Here is an 18,661-nt window from a genome sequence, read left to right as displayed (position 1 = left end):
TACGCAGCGGCTCGCAACGCCAACAGCCGCAGCTGTCACCTTTCGCAGTGGTAACAGCGCGGCATTTCCTCAAACTGTCACCATCACCTATCATGGGTACTGTGTCTGTCTACCGTCGCCCAAGCGCGGCAAGCTGTCCTCATGGAACCCATTGTCGCTCCCCAAGCCCCCACGCTGTATCAGCAACTGGCCGACGATCTGTCGCTGGCCATCAAGCGCGGCACGCTGCCGCCCGGCGCCAAATTACCGTCGGTGCGGCGCACCTCGCAAAGCCGCCAGCTCAGCCTGAACACCGTGGTGGCCGCCTACCGGGTGCTGGAGGACCGCGGCTTGATCGAGGCCCGGCCGCAATCCGGCTACTACGTGCGGGCGCGGCTGCCGTCGCCGGCTCGGCCGGCGGCCACCCTAAGCAGCCCCGCCGCGCCCACCCGCCCACAGGTCCTGGGCCTGATCGACACCGTGCTGGAGGCGCAGCAGAATGAGGACTACATCGACCTGGCGCTGGCCTGTCCGCATGGAGGAGACTTCTATCCCGGCAGCAAGCTGGGCCGGCTGATGGGGCAGATACTGCGCCGCCAGCCCGGCATGGTCAGCCGTTACGCACTACCGCCGGGCTCCTTGCGGCTGCGCACCCAGATCGCGCGCCGCGGCCTGGAACTGGGCATGACCCTGCAGGCTCAGGACATCGTGCTCACCCACGGCTGCATGGAAGCGCTGCAATTGGCGCTGCGCGCGGTCACCCGGCCCGGCGACACCGTGGGGCTGGAATCGCCCACCTATTTCAACCTGCTGCCGCTCATCGCCAGCCTGGGTCTGAAAACGGTGGAAATTCCCACCGATCCGCAAACCGGCCTGTCCATCGACGCGGTGGAACTCTTGCTGGCGGAAAAGCGCATCAACGCGCTGGTGGCGATGCCCAATGTGCACAACCCGCTGGGCTCGACCATGCCGCTGGAAGCCAAGAAGCGGCTGGCGCGGCTGATCACCCGCCACCAGGTGCCGCTGATTGAGGACGCCTTGTACGCCGAGCTGCAGTTCGGCGACACCCTGGCGCCGGCTGTCAAGGCCTTCGACGACGAAGGCTGGGTCATCGTCTGCTCCAGCTACACCAAGACGCTGGCGCCGGACTTCCGCATCGGCTGGATGGAAGGGGGCCGTTTCGGTCACACGCTGCGCCAGCTCAAGTTCGCCTCCTCCGTGGCGGAGCCGGCGGTGCTGGCGGAAACCCTGGGCGCCTTCCTGGAGTCCGGCGGCTACGACCATCATCTGCGCGCGCTGAAGCGACGCTACGCCGCCCACGTGGAGAAGGTGCGCGGCATGATCGCGCGCCACTTCCCGGCCGGCACTCACGCCACGGCGCCTTCCGGCGGCTTTCTGATCTGGGTGGAGCTGCCCGAGAACATCGACGCGGTGGCGCTGTTCCACGCCGCCATCGCGGAGAAAATCAGCATCATGCCCGGCCCGCTGTACTCCCCCAGCGGCCGCTATCCCAACGCCCTGCGGCTGTCCTGCTGCTATCCGCTGGACGAACGCTATCTGGCGGCGCTGGCGCGCGTCGGCGTTCTGGCAGGCCAGCTCCGGCGTTCATAACCCCCGTCGGCAACGCCTCTGCGCGTCGGGCCCGGGCATGCCCGCGCTTCGTCGCGCGCGACGACATGCCTAAAGGCGCCCGAGGGTTTTTATGAACCGCTCATATTGCTATTAAGTAGTTGGCCTTTTTGCAATCCATGCCTAACAATTAAACAAGACCTGAGCGCGCCCGCAGCGGGCTCGAGCGCAAAAAGAGACTTCATGCCGACGACCAAGAAACCAGCCGCCGACAGCAGGTCCGCCGCCGGCAAACACCAGCGCCGTCTGCGCGATCTGCTGAATCGCTACGACGCCGCCTTCTCCGCTGGCGCGTCGCTGGACAGCTTGTTACGCCAACTGGAACAACTGCGCGATTACGCGCTGCGCCACGCCATCGGCGAAGCGCAGATCTTGTCCGCGCTGGCCGCCCAACCCTTCCTGCCTCAGGACAGCGCCGCCGGACGGCAGGCGCGGCAGATGCTGACGGACATGACTCACAATCTGGGACGGCAACTGCTGCAGCCGGCGCAGCCCTCCTCCGCCAAGCCGCTGTCGCCGGCTCAGGCCATGCTGGAACAATTGGAAGACGGCGTGCTGCTGCTAGAGCCTGCAGGCCAGCAAGTGCTGTACGCCAACGCCGCGCTAATGGAGTGGCTGGGCCTCGCCAACGCCCCCGCCTATCCTGTCGCACTCTCCGCGCTGGCGCCCGGCAGCGGGCTGACCGAAGCGTTGCGTCCGTTGCTGGCCTTGCCCAAGGACAAGCCCAGCCAAATCGCCGCTACCCCGCTGCGTCGGCCAGGAGGCGAAGTCGGCCATGCCGACATCCGCGCGCGGCCGTTGCGGGCGGATGATCATGACTGCCTGTTGCTGACCTTTCACGACGCCACCGACCGGCTCACCTCTGAACAATTGCTGACACGCCATCTGGACATTCTCGCCCAACTGGCCGGCCTGTCCGCGGAACTGGCCAGCCAGCCGGCCGAAACGCTGTGGGCGCGCATGAGCGGCCTGCTGGAGCGCGTGGGCCGCTTCCTCGGCGCGGATCACTGCCTGTTGGCCCTGCTTGATATCGACGGCAAGCAAGTGCGCATCGCACGCGAGTGGCGGCGCGAAGCGCGAGGAGCCGGCCCTCCGGCCGAAACGCCGGTCATTCCTCGTTCCAAGCTCTACTGGCTGGAACAACAACTGGGCCAGCAGCGCACGTTGCAGCTGAACGACAGCGCCGACGCGCCGGAAGCCGCCGCCGTCCTGCGGCAATTGCTGGGCGACAACGGACAGAGCGCGCTGCTGGCCACGCTGCGGCCTCGCCAATGCTGGCGCGGCGTGCTGGCGGTCAGCGCGCCGGCCCCCCACAGCTGGCTGTGGATAGAACAGCACATGCTGCAATCGGTGGCGGACATGCTGTCCAACTTCCTGGATCGCAGCCAGCACCACAGCGATGCCCAACGCCGCCAGAGCGAGGCGTTGGCCCAGGCGCGCATCGGCCATTGGGAATGGCGGCGCGGCGACTCCGCGCCGCATTGGTCCGACGAGCTGTATCAACTGTGGCGGCTGGACCCTGCGCGGCCACCCCCGCCGCTGACGCAATTGCCCGCGCTGCTGCCGCCCGGCGACTGGCAGCCGCTGCGCCGCTGCCTGCGCCAAGTGTTGCGCCGGCGCGAAACCGCTCAACTGGACCATCGCATCCTGCTGCCGGACGGCGGCAACCGCTACGTGCGCCATCACATCGCGCTAGAACAGGATGACCGCGGCCGCGTCCTCCGCCTGAGCGGCACCTTGCAGGACATCAGCGAATTCAAGCTCCGCGAGCAGACCCTGCAACAAGCCGCGGCGGTCTACGAGCACACGCTGGAAAGCGTGATGATCGCCGACGCCGACCTGCGCATCCTCGACGTCAACTCCGCCTTCAGCGCGCTCACCGGCTACGCCCGCGCCGATCTTCTGGGGCAAAGCCCGCGCTTATTGCACTCCGGACGCCACGACGCCGGCTTCTACCGCCGGCTATGGCAGGCGGTGGCGGAACACGGCCGCTGGCAAGGCGAGATATGGAATCGGCACAAGGACGGCAGCGTGGAGCCGGCCTGGCTCACCGTCACCGCGGTGCGCGACGGCTACGGCGCGGTGCGCAACTATGTCGGCGTGTTCTCCGATATCGCCCAGATCAAGAAATCCGCCGCCGAAATGGCGCATCTGGCGCATTACGACTCCTTGACCACTCTACCTAATCGGCTGCTGTTTCTGTCGCGGCTGGAGCACGCCATTCAGACCGCCAAGCGCGAGCACCGCCGTGTGGCGGTGCTGTTCATCGATCTGGACAACTTCAAGCAGATCAACGACACCCGCGGCCACGGCGCCGGCGACCGCCTGCTGGTGGAAGTGGCTGCCCGGCTCAAGGACTGCCTGCGCGCCAACGACACAGTGGCCCGCATCGGCGGCGACGAGTTTCTGATCCTGCTGGAGAACCAGAAAGCAGACAACCCGGTCATCGACATCGCCAACAAAATCGTCAAAGCCTGCGCCCGGTCGTTCCGGCTGGAAGAACAAGAGGTGGAAGTGGGCTGCAGCGTGGGCATCAGCATCTACCCGCGCGACGGCCAAGACGCGGACACCCTGATGCGCAACGCCGACGCCGCCATGTACCAGGCCAAAAACGACGGCAAGGGCGCCTTCCGCTTTTACACCGAGGAGTTGACCCAGCGCGCGCGGCTACGGGTGGAACAGGAGCGAGAACTCCGCCTGGCGTTGGAGAGGCGAGAGCTGTTTCTGGTGTTCCAGCCCAAATACCACCTGCAAAGCGGCGCCCTAGTCGGCGCCGAGGCCTTGCTGCGCTGGCAACATCCAAGCCTGGGTCTGATTGGGCCGGACACTTTCATTCCGCTTGCGGAGGAAACCGGCCTGATCATTCCAATCGGCAGCTGGCTGATCCGCCACGCCTGCGGCATCTTGCGCCGCTGGCAGGATGCCGGCATCTCTCCGGGCGTGCTCAGCCTCAATATCGCCGGGGCGCAAATCCAGCGCGCCCCCATCCTGCAAACGCTGAAACAGGCGCTGCGCGACTGCCGGATTCCGCCGAGGCAGATCGAACTGGAAATCACGGAACGCTTCGTGATGAGCAATCCGGACGCGCATCTGAAAGTGCTGCGCGAACTGCGCCAGCTGGGAGTAGGCCTGTCCATCGACGATTTCGGCACCGGCTACTCCTCGCTCAGCTATCTGCGCCAACTGCCGGTGCAAACGCTGAAAATCGACCAATCCCTGGTGCGCGGCCTGCCGGACCACGAACACGAGGCCAGCATCAGCTTGGCCATCATCTCGCTAGCCAAAACCCTGCGTCTCGGCTTGGTGGCCGAAGGCGTGGAGAACGAGGCTCAGCGTCGCTTCCTGCTGGACGCCGGCTGCGAGCACGGACAAGGCTTTCTCTACGCCCGGCCGCTGCCGGAAGACGAGTTCGCAGAACTGGTCAAAAACGGCGGCTTGGCCCCGCTCCGCCCCTGAGAACCTGTTCAAAGTCTCGCGCGCCAGGGTGTGACGCTGAACAGACGCCATGCCGCCAAGGCGAAGAAACCGACTTGCCGATCAGATTTTCAACACAGCGACGGCGGCGGCGGATAAATCCATCTCCCTGATTTTTTGGTGAAAACCTCCTCTTCGCCGCGCCTGATTCGGCCATTGCCGGAAAAATCCTTGTATTTTTCTGACAAATCAGTGCGTTAGATATATAATACCGTTCGCCTCAGATTTTCTGATCGTTCCGGCAGCTGCCTGCTGGACGCTCCGCCTTGCCTGAGGGCTGCCTGTGAAGCCAGCCCCTCCCTAGCTTGGTTACCGAATAGACGCGCCAATAGCACCCGCTCGCGGCAGTCCACGTGACTGCCGCTGTGGCTGTTGGCCTACCGTATTAGAAAGGAATCGTAATGTCCAAAGAAGACATGATCGAACTGGAAGGTGTTGTCATTGAAATGTTGCCCGAGTCCCGCTTCCGCGTGCGCCTGGACAACAACGTCGAAATCCTTGCCTATGGCTCGGGCAAGATGAAGATGCACCGTATTCGCGTTCTGGTAGGCGACCGCGTCACTGTAGAGATGTCGCCCTACGACTTGACCAAGGGCCGCATCAATTTCCGTCATCCGACGGCGCCGGCCGGCGGCGGCACTCCTCGCCCGCATCACAACCGACGCCGTTGATCTGCCGGCATGATCCGCTATCGCGGTCATGCCCTGGAGCAACATTTGCGAGTCAATGAACTCAAACCAGGCGATTACATCGCCGAACAACACGATAGCGCCGCGATCACTTTTACCGTGATTGCGGTCCATGCAGCAGGACGTCACTGTCACATCACCTTTTCGTCAGAATTGGGGCTGGATTCCGCCAGTTACCCGCACGACGCCTGGATCAACGCCTCTCGCCCCTGAGACGGCCGCACAGTTACGATTGACGCCTAAAGCCGCACCCTGCCCGGGATCTCACCCCGGCGCCAGCCGCGGCCGCTTCCGCCTTGTTTGTCCGAACCCGGCTTAGCCTCGGGTCGGCCGCATTGCCGCGTCAATCTGATTCTCCCTAAAAAAGTCATTTGACATATCAAAAATTGGTTCCATAGTGGTATCTATGCCGTGCGTCGCGCACGGCAGAAAACCACCTAAGGGGCCTCGAAAAAACCATCGCGAGCGGTTTGTTAAGTACGGCGCGACGACGCTGCCGGACCGCGCACTGGGTTTGTCCAGGCCCCCATAAACGGCTGCCCCGATTCCACGCGGCACCCACCGCGTCGGCAGCTCGACAAAGGAGCCAACATGCGCAAACCCTTCTCCGCCCTGCTGCTCGGCCTGGCCTGCCAGGCCGTATTCGCCGCGCCCTGGAACGCCGGCGCTGCCTACCAAGCCGGACAACAAGTCCAATGGCAAGGCCAGGACTGGCAGGCGAAATGGCGCACCCGCGCCGAAACGCCGGCCGCCAATCCTAGAGGCAGTTGGACGCCGGTGGCGGCGGCCAAAGCCGCGGCGCAGGCCGAACCGGGCCAGCCTCAGCCGCCCACTCTGCAGCAAGCGCTGCAATACGAGGCAGCCCTGACCGATACCGCTTTCTTCCGCAACGTCAAAGCCTCGATCCGCACCTTGCCCAACGCTCAGGTGGAGCAAGTTGCGCCCGGCAGCGCAGCCAATCCGCTGAACGTGCGCCGGGTGGAACGGCTGCTGCCGGCGGCCAAGTGGGAGTATTACTTCTCGCGCCGCGACGCCAGCTACAGCTACCAGCGCTTCCTGCAGGCCATCGCCAAGTTTCCCGCCATTTGCGACGACTACAGCGACGGCCGCGACGGTGACGCCATTTGCCGCCACAGCCTGGCCACCATGTTCGCCCACTTCGCCCAGGAAACCGGCGACCACAACCGCAGCGACACGGTGCCGGAATGGCGCCAGGGCCTGAAATATCTACGCGAGATGGGTTGCGACGAAACCGGCCCCGGCTGCGGCTACAACACCGAATGCGCCGACCCGGTGTTCAACAAGGTGTGGACCTGCGGCAAGAACGCCGATGGCAGTTGGAAGAAATACTTCGGCCGCGGCGCCAAACAGCTGTCCTACAACTACAACTACGGCCCCTTCTCCCAGGCCATGTACAACGGCGACCAGTCGGTGCTGCTGAAGAACCCGGACCTGGTGGCCTCCACCTGGCTCAATCTGACCTCGGCCACTTTCTTCTTCGTCTTCCCGCAGCCGCCGAAACCATCGATGCTGCACGTGCTGGACGGCACTTGGGTGCCCAACGCCGCGGACAAGGCCGCCGGGGCCGGCAACAACTTCGCCACCACCATCCAGATCATCAACGCCGAGTGCGGCGGCGGCACCGAACGTCAAGCGGCGCAGAATCGCATCGACTACTACCGCCAATTCGCCAAAGATCTAGGCTGGGACTACGGCAACGAACAACTGTCCTGCGCCAATATGCAGCGCTTCAGCGCCGCCAGCTCCGCCGCCTACAACATCTATTGGGAAAAGGACTGGAAATGGGGCAATGACTACAAATGCCAGTTGGTGAATTACCAGACACCGTACAGCGCGCTGCAAGCCGGCAACTACCAGCGCTGCGTCGAGGACAACTGGAACGTCAAGCTGAAATGAAATCGGCCGGCTCCGCTCACGCGGGGCCGGCCTCGCCAACGACTCTTGTTCACCCGTGCGTCACCTCCCTGTCCATTGGCCATGTCTCGGCTCCACGATAGGTCATCACGGCTAAACGCCGCGTCAATCCGGCGGCGACCACTCTAAAAATCGCATCAAGAACCTCAGCCCCTGCGCAAAGTCCGCTGTACTTCCTGAGCCCTGCTCTTACGAGCCTGTTCAAAGTCCCGCGAGCGAGGGCGAGACAAGGCGAAAACCACTGAGAGAGCGGAGTGTGCACGTGGTACATAAGCATCTCGAAAGCGATTTCAACGCCGTATCGCCGACGCGCAGCTGATCGTAAACAGGTTCTAAAGCCCAGCGGACTTTGGACAGGGTCGCGGGCACGGCGCTTGCTTCAACCAAGCCGTCCCGTTCTCCCCGGTGCCGCAATGTCCGCCCCTCCGCCGCTGCGCCTGCTGCTGGTCAACGACCACGCCAAAACCATCGCTTCGCTGCGCCAGGCGCTGGCGCGCGCCGGCTACGCCGTCGCCGCCGAAGTGGACGGAGCCGCGGCCTTGCTGCAGGCGGTGGAAGGGCTGCGGCCCGACGTGGTGATCGTGGACACCGAATCGCCATCACGCGACACCCTGGAGCAGCTGGCGCTGCTAGGCGAAATCGCCCCGCACCCGGTGGTGATGTTCGCCGATCAGGGCGACCTGCCCACGATAGAAGCCGCGGTCCACGCCGGCGTGGCCGCCTACGTGGTGGACCAGGCCGACGCCGCGCGGCTGGCGCCCATCATCGACCTGGCCCGCGCTCGCTTCGCCGAGGATGGCAGGCTGCGGCGACGGCTGGCGGCGGCGGAACAACAGCTGGCCGAACGCAAGCTGATCGAGCGCGCCAAGGGCATTCTGATGGACAAACGCCGGCTCAGCGAAAACGACGCCTACCAGGCGCTGCGCCAGCAGGCAATGCGCGAGGGCCTACGCATCGCCGAGCTTGCCCGGCAACTGATCAAAGCAGCCGAGTTGCTGGGCTGAACCATAAGGACACTCCCATGACCGCCCCGTACCGCCTGCGCCTGGGCTATCTGCCGCTAACCGACAGCGCGCCGCTGATCGTCGCGCGCCAGCTGGGGTTGGACCGCCGCCACGGCCTGGAATTGGAACTGCTGCGCCAGCCTTCGTGGAGCGCGGTGCGCGACAAGCTGCTGGACGGCCGCCTGCACGCCGCCGCGGCGCTGTACGGCCTGGCCTACGGCATGAAACTGGGCCTCGCCGGCCCGCAAGCCGACATGGCGCTGCTGATGACGCTGAACCAAAACGGCCAGGCCATCACCCTCAGCCACCCGCTGGCCGACGCGCTGACCGCGTCGCCGGAACAGGCACTGCGCCGCCGCGTCCGTCAAGACGGCCCGCCGTTGACGCTGGCTCACACCTTCCCCGCCGGCACCCATGCCTTGTGGCTCAATTACTGGCTGGCCGCGCAAGGCCTGGACCCACGGAGCGACGCGCGCCTGGTGGTAATTCCTCCGCCGCAGATGGGCGCGGCGCTGGAAGCCGGCCAGTTGGACGGCTTTTGCGCGGGCGAGCCCTGGCACCAGCAGGCGGCGGCGCGTCAGGCCGGCCGCATCGTCGTCGTCAGCGGCGAGATCTGGCCAGGCCACCCGGAGAAAGCCCTGCTCTGCCGCCGCGATTTCGCGCAAAAAGAGCCGGCCGCCTCCGTTGCGCTGATCATGACGCTGCTGGAAGCCTGCCGCTGGCTGGAGCACAGCGAACACCGCCGCCAAGCGGCACGCTGGCTGGCGCGGCCGGAACACATTGGTCTGCCGGAAACGCTGATCGCCGCCACCCTGCCCTCGGTCGCAGCCGGCGCGACCGCGCTGCGCTTCTTCGACCAAGGCCGGGTCAACTATCCCTATCCGTCCGACGGCATCTGGTTCGTCGACCAGTTCCGGCGCTGGGGCTGGCTGCGCGGCGACGAGGACGCTCAAACCGTGGCCGCCGAGGTCAGCCAGACCCGGCTCTACCGGCAGGCGGCGGACGCGCTGGGCCTGCCGCTCCCGGCCCGGCCGCAGCACAGCGGCCGCTTGTGCGACGGTGTGGACTGGGACGGACAAGCGCGCTACCCCGCAGCCTTGGGCCTGCCTGGCTGAGAACCTTCATGCTGCAACGCACAAACACAGTGCGCGGCTGGCTCTTTTCGCACCAGCGCGGTGCGCTTTTTCCACCGCAAGCCTAGATAAAGCCAGGCTTTCCTCCACCCCATGGCTGGCACGGCGTTTGCATAAGTCAAGCCGGGCCTGGCACAAAGACGTGCCGTGCCCACCCCAAATGCTTGTCCGGCCAATGGCGGCCGGGACGGCAACGGACAACGGCGTCCGCTCCTGCTATCACCGAGGAGCGAACGCCGTTTTTATTTTGGCCGGCCCCCGGCCGCTCGCGGCACAGGAGTTTCGCATGGACCGTTCTTTCTGGCACAGCGGGCACAAGCCCACCTTGCTGTCCGCCTTTCTCTATTTCGACCTCAGCTTCATGGTCTGGTACCTGCTGGGCCCGTTGCAGGTGCCCATCGCCGCGGCGCTGGGCCTGGACACTCGCGAACGCGCGCTGATGGTGGCCACCCCCATTCTGGCCGGCGCGCTGCTGCGGCTGGCCGTCGGCATGCTGGCGGACCGCATCGGCGCCAAGCGCACCGGACTGATCGCTCAGATCATCGTCATAGCCGCCCTGCTGGCCGCCTGGCGCGTCGGCCTCTCCAGCCTGGGCGGCGCGCTGCTGCTGGGCCTGTTCCTGGGCGTGGCCGGCGCCTCCTTCGCCGTGGCGCTGCCGCTGGCCTCGCGCTGGTATCCGCCAGCCCATCAGGGCACGGCGCTGGGCATCGCCGGCGCCGGCAATTCCGGCACCGTGCTGGCGGCGCTGTTCGCGCCGGCGTTGGCGCTGCACTTTGGCTGGCAGAACGTGTTCGGCCTCGCCTGCCTGCCCTTGCTGCTGGTTCTGCTGCTGTTCGCCCGGATGGCCAAGGACGCTCCCGGCTCGCCGCCGCCCAAACGCTGGGCGGATTACCTGGCGGTGCTGGGGCAGCGCGACGCCTGGTGGCTGATGCTGTTCTACGCCATCACCTTCGGCGGTTTCGCCGGCTTCGCCAGCGCGCTGCCCGGCTATTTCCACGACCAGTTCGGCTTCGACGCCAAGACCGCCGGCCTCTACACCGCCGCCTGCGTGTTCGCCGGCTCGATGATGCGACCGCTGGGCGGCGTGCTGGCGGACCGCGTAGGCGGCACCCGCTCGCTGCTGGCCGTCTATCTGGCGGTGGCGGCGCTGTTGTTCGCAGCCGGCCTTGAGCCCGGCGGCGCCGGCGGCGCGCTGCTGCTGTTCGTGCTGGCCATGCTCTGCCTGGGCGCCGGCAACGGCGCGGTGTTCCAGCTGGTGCCGCAGCGCTTCGGCGACGAAATCGGCGCGGTCACCGGCCTGATCGGCATGGCCGGCGGCGTCGGCGGCTTCCTGCTGACGGCCGGCCTGGGCGTGATCAAGCAGGCCAGCGGCGGCTACGCCATCGGACTGTGGCTGTACGCCGCGCTGGCGCTGGCGGGCTGGGCCGGCCTGGCCGGGCTGCGCCAACGCTGGCGCGCCGGCTGGTCTCTCGCCAGCGCCCGACTCTGAAACCGCGAGGACACCCATCATGAACAAACCCAAACTGGTGGTGGTCGGCAATGGCATGGCCGGCATCCGCACGGTGGAAGAACTGCTGACGCTGGCGCCGGACCTCTACGACATCACCGTGTTCGGCGCCGAGCCGCACCCCAATTACAACCGCATCCAGCTGTCGCCGGTGCTGGCTGGCGAGCAGACCTTCGACGACATCGTGCTCAATCCGCGTAGCTGGTACGCCGAGCGCGGCATTGCCCTGCACACCGGCAAGACCGTGGTGGAGCTGGACCGCGCGCGTCGTCTGGTGCGCGCCGACGACGGCGGCGTCGCCCACTACGACCGTCTGCTGCTGGCCACCGGTTCGCTGCCGGTGATGCTGCCGCTGCCCGGGGGCGAGCTGGCCGGCGTCATCGGCTACCGCGACATCCGCGACACCGAGGCCATGCTGGCGGCCAGCGCCGACGGCGGCCGGGCCGTGGTGATAGGCGGCGGCCTGCTGGGCCTGGAAGCCGCCTACGGCCTGAAGCAGCGCGGCATGGATGTCACCGTGGTCCATCTGGCGGACTGGCTGCTGGAGCGGCAACTGGACCCCGCGGCCGCTCAGTTGCTGCAGGCCTCGTTGGAGACGCGCGGCCTGCGCATCCTGCTGGGCCGCCAGACCGCGGCGCTGCTGGACGACGGGCGCGGCGCGGTGGCGGCGGCGAAGCTCTCCGACGGCGAAACCCTGGAAGCCAAACTGGTGGTGATGGCGGTGGGCATCCGCCCCAATATCGCGCTGGCCGCCGGCGCCGGCCTACACTGCGAACGCGGCGTGGTGGTCAGCGACGCGCTGCAGACCTTCGACCCGCGCATCTACGCGGTGGGCGAATGCGTCAGCCACCGCGGCGTCTGCTACGGCCTGGTGGCGCCGCTGTTCGAACAGGCCAAGGTCTGCGCTAACCATCTGGCCCAGCTGGGCAGCAGCCGCTACCAGGGTTCGGTGATGGCCACCAAGCTCAAGGTCACCGGCATCGACCTGTTCTCCGCCGGCGACTTCATCGGCGGGGACGGCTGCGACGAGATCGTACTGTCGGACCCGGCCGGCGGCCTGTACAAGAAACTGGTGCTGCGCGAGGACAAACTGATCGGCGTCTGCCTGTACGGCGACACCGCCGACGGCGCCTGGTACTTCAAGCTGCTGCGCGAACAGCGCGCGATAGGCGATCTGCGCGAGCGGCTGATCTTCGGCGAAACCGCCATCGGCGACGTAGGCGTGCAAGGCCAGAGCCGCGCCGCCGGCATGCAGGACAGCGACGAAGTCTGCGGCTGCAACGGCGTCAGCAAAGGCGCCATCGTCAAGGCGATCAAGGAAAACGGCCTGTTCACCCTGGACGAAGTCAAACAATGCACCAAGGCCGGCAGCTCCTGCGGCTCCTGCAGCGGCCTGGTAGAGCAGATCCTGATGAACACGGTGGGTGCGAGCTTCCAAGAAGCGCCCAAGACCAAGGCCGTCTGCGGCTGCACCGATCACAGCCACGCCGAGGTGCGCAAGGCCATCCGCGACCACCACCTGCTGGATCACGCCGCGGTCTACCACTTCCTGGAATGGCGCACGCCCAACGGCTGCGCCAGTTGCCGGCCGGCCATCAACTACTACCTGCTGTCCACCTGGCCGCGCGAGGCGGTGGACGATCCGCAAAGCCGCTTCGTCAACGAACGGGTGCACGCCAACATCCAGAAGGACGGCACCTTCTCGGTGATCCCGCAAATGAAGGGCGGCGTCACCAACGCCGCCGAGCTGCGCCGCATCGCCGACGTGGCCGACAAATACCAGGTGCCGATGCTCAAGGTCACCGGCGGCCAGCGCATCGACCTGCTGGGCATACGCAAGGAAGACCTGATCGAGGTCTGGAAAGACCTGGGCATGCAGTCCGGCCACGCCTACGGCAAATCCATCCGCACCGTGAAAACCTGCGTCGGCAGCGAGTTCTGCCGCTTCGGCACCCAGAACAGCACCCAGATGGGCATAGACCTGGAAACCATGCTGGCCAATATGTGGGCGCCGCACAAGGTCAAGCTGGCGGTGTCCGGCTGCCCGCGCAATTGCGCAGAAGCCGGCATCAAGGACGTGGGCGTGATCGCGGTGGACTCCGGCTGGGAACTGTACGTGGGCGGCAACGGCGGCATCAAGACCGAGGTGGCGCAATTCCTGTGCAAAGTGAAAACCGCCGAGGAAGTGAAGGAATACAGCGGCGCCTTCCTGCAACTCTACCGCGAGGAGGGTTATTATCTGGACCGCACCGTCCGCTACATCGCCCGCGTCGGCCTGGACTACGTCAAGGCCCGGGTGGTGGACGACGCCGCCAACCGCCAAGCCTTGTACCAACGGCTGCTGTTCGCGCTGGAGGGCCTGCCCGACCCCTGGGCCGCCCGCATCGCCGGCGCGCAACGCCAGGAATTCATCCCCTTGAAAGTCATCGCCTGAGGCCGCCATGGAACCCACCCTGCCCCCTTCCTCCCGCTGGCTGCGCGTGTGCGCGCTGGACGACATCCCTTTGCTGGGCAGCCGCGTGCTGGCGCGCGACGGCGGCGACATCGCCCTGTTTCGGCCGCAGCCGCAACAAGTGTTCGCGCTCTTGGACCGCTGCCCGCACAAGGGCGGCCCACTGAGCCAGGGCCTGGTGCACGGCGCGGCGGTCACCTGCCCGCTGCACGGCTGGACCCTCAATCTGGACGACGGCGAGGCCCAAGCGCCTGACCGCGGCTGCGCGCGACGCTTTCCGGTCAGCCTGCGCGACGGCGACGTCTACCTGCAACTGTGAACCCGGGGACCGCGCCATGACCACCACCCCCTCCACCTGCTGTTACTGCGGCGTCGGCTGCGGCGTGCTGATCCACAGCGACGGCGCGCGCGTCACCGGCGTGGAAGGCGATCCGGCCCACCCCGCCAACCACGGCCGGCTTTGCACCAAGGGCCTGGCGCTGGCGGACAGCTGCGCCAGCCTGTCCGGCCGAGCGCTGCACCCAGAACTGCGGCTGACCCGCGACGCCGCGCGCCGGCGCGTGGACTGGGACAGCGCGCTGGACACCGTGGCCGAACGGCTGGCCGGCGTCATCCGCCGCCATGGTCCGGACGCGGTGGCGGTCTACGCCTCCGGCCAGTTGCTGACCGAGGACTACTATCTATTCAACAAGCTGGCCAAGGGCTTGATCGGCACCAACAACATCGACACCAACTCCCGTCTGTGCATGTCCAGCGCCGTCAGCGGCTACAAGCTGGCGCTGGGCGCCGACGGCCCGCCCACCTGCTACCAGGATCTGGACCTGGCCGACTGCGTGCTGCTGTCCGGCAGCAATACGGCCTACGCCCATCCGGTGCTGTTCCGTCGGCTGGAAGCGGCCAAAGCGGCTCGGCCGGACACCAAGTGGATCGTGGTCGACCCGCGCCGCACCGACACCGCCGCGCTGGCGGACCTGCATCTGCAGATCCAGCCGGGCAGCGATGTGGCGCTATTCAACGGCATGCTGCACCACCTGATCTGGGAAGGGCTGATCGACGAGCGCTACATCGCCGCCCACACCGAGGGCTTCGACGCGCTCAAGCGCCTGCTGCGCGACTACTCGCCGCGCCAGGCCGCCGGCCTGTGCGGCATCGCCGAGGCCGAGCTGACCACCGCCGCCGAATGGTTCGGCCGCAGCCCGGCCAGCCTGTCGCTGTACTGCATGGGCCTGAACCAGTCCCGCCACGGCACCGCCAAAAACCTGGCGCTGATCAATCTGCACCTGGCCGCCGGCCAGATCGGCCGCCCCGGCGCCGGCCCGTTCTCTCTAACCGGCCAGCCCAACGCCATGGGCGGCCGCGAAGTGGGCGGCATGGCCACCATGCTGGCCGCCCACCGCGACATCTCCAACCCGCGACACCGCGCCGAAGTGGCCGCCCACTGGGGCGTGCCGCCGGAGCGGCTCTCCAACCGCCCCGGCCTGCCGGCCATCGCGCTGTTCGACGCGCTCAAGGCCGGCCGGGTCAAGGCGGTGTGGATAGTCTGCACCAATCCCGCCCACTCGCTGCCGGACCTGGAACAGGCGCGCCAGGCGCTGGCTCAGGCCGAATTCGTCATCGTTCAAGACGCCTACGCCGACACCGACACCGCCGCCTGCGCCGACGCGCTGCTGCCTGCCGCCAGTTGGGGCGAAAAAGAAGGCGCGGTCACCAATTCCGAACGCCGCGTCAGCCGAGTGTGCGCCGCCGTGCCGCCGCCGGGCGAGGCGCGCGCCGACGGCTGGATCGCCGCAGAAGTGGGCCGCCGGCTGGAACGGCTGCTGTACCCGGACGCGCCCAGCCTGTTCCAAAACAGCGAGCCGGCCGCGGTGTTCGCCGAACACGCGGCGCTGACCGCCGGCCGCGATCTGGACATCAGCGGCCTCAGCCACGCGCGGCTGGAGCGGGACGGCCCGCAACAATGGCCATACCCGGCCGGCGCCGCCGCCGGCCAGGCACGGCGTTACGAAGACGGCCGCTTTCCCACCGCCAACGGCCGCGCGCAGTTCCACGTCACGCCCTATCGTCCGCCGGCTGACGCGGTCAACGCCCGCTACCCCTTCCGCCTGCTCACCGGCCGGCTGCGCGACCAATGGCACGGCATGAGCCGCAGCGGCAGGGTGGCGCGCCTGTTCTCCCACGCGCCGGAACCCACGCTGGACATGCACCCGGCCGACGCCGCCCGTCGCGGCCTCAAGGCCGGTGAACTGGTCAGCGTGGAAAGCCGGCGCGGCAGCCTGGTGCTGCCGCTGGCGCTCAGCGAGGACTTGCCCGGCGGCTGCGTGTTCGCCGCCATGCACTGGAGCGGTCAGCACCTGAACAGCGGCGGCGTCAACCAGGCCTGTTCACCGGCGGTGGACGCGCAATCCTTCCAGCCCGAACTCAAGCACGCCGCGGTACGGGTGGAGCGCGCCGAACTGCCGTGGCGGGTGCGCGCCGCCAGCCGCCACCCGGACCTGCCGGCGCTGCGTGCCCGGCTGCAGCCCTTGCTGGCCGGCTGCGGCTATGCCGCGCTCAGCCTGCGGCCGCCGGACATCCTGGTCTTGAACGCCGCCCACGCCCAAGCGCGGCCGGACTGGCTAAGCGAGCTGACTCGGTTGCTGGATCTGGACGGCGGCCCGCAATTGCAAACCTTCAGCGACGCGCGCCGCGGGCTGGAACAACGCATCGCCTGGCGCGACGACGCGCCCTGGGCCTTCGTCTTCGCCGGCGGCCAGGACGACGGCGCGCGGCTGTTGGCCGCGATGCAAAGCGGCCAGCCTTGGCCCGGCAACCGGCTCAGCGCGCTGGTCCCCGGCGCCGCAAGCGCTCCCGCCGCCGCGCGCATCGTCTGCAACTGCCTGCACGTGGACGCCGAGCGCATCCAGACCGCCATCGCCGCCGGCGCGGACCTGGCCGGACTCAAGGCGCGACTGGGCTGCGGCGGCGTTTGCGGCTCCTGTCTGCCGGAGCTGAAACGGATGCTGACGCGACAGACAGAACGGGAATATTGAAACCCCGGCGCAGAACTCTATGCTAAGGAAGTCCGGCGCTGTTACCCTCTGCGCAGGCGATAGCGATGGATGCGTGGATTGGGCTTGAAACAGATAGGACTACTACTTGCTGCGCTGGCCGCGCAGACAGCGACGGCGACGGCGACGGCGACGCTGGACATGGTCTACGGCGCGGTGGCCTCGGACCCCTATATGAGCGGCGAAGGCGATCAGATGCCGCCCCACCCCGGCGCGGTGGTGGAAATGGCGCAGGCGGCGGCTAAGGGCTGCCGGATCGCGCTTAAGCTGTCGCGGCTGCCGGGCAAGCGCCTGCTCACCGAGATGCAGCACGATCAGCACGACGCCGCCTTCATGTTTTCCCACAATAAAGAACGCGAAGCCTATTTTAACTACCCGATGCAGGGCGACGAACCGGACCCGCGCTACCGGCTGACCACGCTGGCCTACTCCTTGTACGCGCTGAAAAACGCTCCGCCGGCCTGGAACGGTAAAAACCTGCCGGCGCTGGGCGCCATCGGCGTCAACGCAGGCTGGTCCATCGCCGACGATCTACGCGCCAAGGGCGCCAAGGTGGAGACCGCCAAAGACACCGAGATGAACTTCCGCAAGTTGAAGGCTCGCCACATCGCCGCCTACGCCACGCAAAACCATATCGGCGACCGCTATCTGGAAGACCACCCGCAGGCCGGCATCGTCCGTTTGCAGCCGCCGCTGTCGCGCAAGGACTACTACCTGGTGTTCGGCAAACGCTGGCACCGGGACAACCCTGCATTGGCGCGCTGCCTATGGCAGCAGATCGGCACACTGCGCGAGAGCCTGCTGCCCACACTGCTGCGCCAGCCCTGGTACCGGCAGCCCTGAGTCAGACCGACAAATCCCGCAACTCCGCCGTCAACTCCTCCACCTCCAGCAAGTGGGCGCGGTCGTGTTGCAGCATGTCCTCGACCAGATCCTCCAGGCTCATCCGCCGCTCGCCGCCGAACAGGCAAAGCCGCCCGCGCTGAGCCGGCTCCGCGCCGGCCAAGGCGGCGAGCAAATGCCGCCGCCCGGCCACAAAATCATCCAGCGCCGCTGACCCGTCCTGCTCCAGATAAGCCAGTTCTAGCGACATCTCGTTGCCGTCCACCGAAGCGATCTCCGGCATCTCTTCTGCCAATACCCGCGCCACCCGTTGGCAATAAATCCGGTCCAGATCGCGCAGATGGCAAGCATGTTCAACCGCGGCGAAATCGATGCCGTCCGGCCGCCGCCGCCAATCCACGGCCGGAATCGCGCGCAGCGCCGCCGCCAATTGCGCCGGCATCCCCCGCAAAGCCTCCAGCCGCTGCGCCCAGTCCAACTGTTGCGGCGTCGGCGTCCACACCACTCCATAAGTGAAATAGCCGCCCGGCACCCGGCCGCGCGGACGCAACACCTCGTGATGATGGCGGCGCATCACCTCCGCCACCATCGCGCCGCAGAACTGGCGCGCGCTGGCGTCCGCTTCCACCTCGGGAAACAGCTGACGCACATCATGGACGATGGCCGCCACCGCCGGTACTTCGGCGCGCGACAAGGCCGCGTATTCCACATACCGTTGCGGCGTGTCGATCAAGGCCTCCAGCTGGCGGCCCAGCGCCTGCTCGCGAAAGGCGTCGAAACGGGAGTGCATAACCATCCCCTTTGTAACGTATCAAAATGATACCTTAGTAAACCAACAAATAATCGTCAAGGCTGATTTTTGTCATAATAATTCTTATTTAAAAAAGACAAATGATTGCAGATTCATGACAGCATTCGGATAATGCTAAACGTTTATTTAAAATCATCCGGCGACATGCAAGTTCGTTC

13 protein-coding genes are annotated in these 18,661 nt (G+C 66.7%); 12 read left to right on the top strand and 1 reads right to left on the bottom strand.

Annotation, left to right across the window (positions count from 1 at the left end):
• Positions 1-141 precede the first annotated feature (141 nt).
• From MOV80_RS01105 to MOV80_RS01050, 12 genes are all read left to right on the top strand, one after another.
• Entirely contained in the window at positions 142-1,590 is a 1,449-nt protein-coding gene (locus MOV80_RS01105; RefSeq protein ID WP_081575790.1) for a PLP-dependent aminotransferase family protein, read from the top strand.
• Positions 1,591-1,791: 201 nt separating this feature from the next.
• Complete coding sequence (locus MOV80_RS01100; protein ID WP_118266878.1) at positions 1,792-5,064, top strand: EAL domain-containing protein; 3,273 nt, start codon at positions 1,792-1,794, stop codon at positions 5,062-5,064.
• Between the two features lie 419 nt (positions 5,065-5,483).
• On the top strand, positions 5,484-5,753 hold the full coding sequence (gene infA / locus MOV80_RS01095; protein ID WP_019104365.1) for a translation initiation factor IF-1: 270 nt from the start codon (positions 5,484-5,486) through the stop codon (positions 5,751-5,753).
• Positions 5,754-5,762: 9 nt separating this feature from the next.
• The gene (locus MOV80_RS01090; protein ID WP_019104364.1) at positions 5,763-5,984 is read left to right on the top strand and encodes a hypothetical protein; all 222 of its coding nucleotides are present in this window, start codon (positions 5,763-5,765) and stop codon (positions 5,982-5,984) included.
• Between the two features lie 378 nt (positions 5,985-6,362).
• The gene (locus MOV80_RS01085) at positions 6,363-7,688 is read left to right on the top strand and encodes a glycoside hydrolase family 19 protein (RefSeq protein ID WP_118266876.1); all 1,326 of its coding nucleotides are present in this window, start codon (positions 6,363-6,365) and stop codon (positions 7,686-7,688) included.
• 431 nt (positions 7,689-8,119) lie between these two features.
• Positions 8,120-8,710: an ANTAR domain-containing protein gene (locus MOV80_RS01080; RefSeq protein ID WP_019104471.1), complete on the top strand. Its 591-nt coding sequence runs from the start codon at positions 8,120-8,122 to the stop codon at positions 8,708-8,710.
• A gap of 17 nt (positions 8,711-8,727) precedes the next feature.
• Complete coding sequence (locus MOV80_RS01075) at positions 8,728-9,825, top strand: CmpA/NrtA family ABC transporter substrate-binding protein (protein WP_052052058.1); 1,098 nt, start codon at positions 8,728-8,730, stop codon at positions 9,823-9,825.
• Between the two features lie 304 nt (positions 9,826-10,129).
• The gene (locus MOV80_RS01070) at positions 10,130-11,332 is read left to right on the top strand and encodes an MFS transporter (protein WP_019104473.1); all 1,203 of its coding nucleotides are present in this window, start codon (positions 10,130-10,132) and stop codon (positions 11,330-11,332) included.
• A 19-nt stretch (positions 11,333-11,351) separates the two neighbouring features.
• A complete protein-coding gene (gene nirB / locus MOV80_RS01065) occupies positions 11,352-13,784 on the top strand; it encodes a nitrite reductase large subunit NirB (protein ID WP_107731774.1) in 2,433 nt (810 codons plus the stop codon).
• A 7-nt stretch (positions 13,785-13,791) separates the two neighbouring features.
• Positions 13,792-14,121: a nitrite reductase small subunit NirD gene (nirD, locus tag MOV80_RS01060; RefSeq protein ID WP_019104475.1), complete on the top strand. Its 330-nt coding sequence runs from the start codon at positions 13,792-13,794 to the stop codon at positions 14,119-14,121.
• 16 nt (positions 14,122-14,137) lie between these two features.
• On the top strand, positions 14,138-16,831 hold the full coding sequence (locus MOV80_RS01055; protein WP_249604771.1) for a nitrate reductase: 2,694 nt from the start codon (positions 14,138-14,140) through the stop codon (positions 16,829-16,831).
• Between the two features lie 84 nt (positions 16,832-16,915).
• Complete coding sequence (locus MOV80_RS01050; protein ID WP_161523430.1) at positions 16,916-17,692, top strand: transporter substrate-binding domain-containing protein; 777 nt, start codon at positions 16,916-16,918, stop codon at positions 17,690-17,692.
• A 1-nt stretch (position 17,693) separates the two neighbouring features.
• Here the strand turns inward: MOV80_RS01050 and MOV80_RS01045 are convergent, their stop codons facing one another.
• The gene (locus tag MOV80_RS01045) at positions 17,694-18,482 is read right to left on the bottom strand and encodes a DinB family protein (RefSeq protein ID WP_019104176.1); all 789 of its coding nucleotides are present in this window, start codon (positions 18,480-18,482) and stop codon (positions 17,694-17,696) included.
• Positions 18,483-18,661 lie beyond the last annotated feature (179 nt).

The organism is Chromobacterium sp. IRSSSOUMB001, assembly GCF_023507765.1.
Taxonomy (GTDB): Bacteria; Pseudomonadota; Gammaproteobacteria; order Burkholderiales; family Chromobacteriaceae; genus Chromobacterium; species Chromobacterium haemolyticum.
The sequence above is the reverse complement of the archived record's forward strand: the minus strand, read 5'-3'. Positions and strand labels throughout refer to the sequence as shown.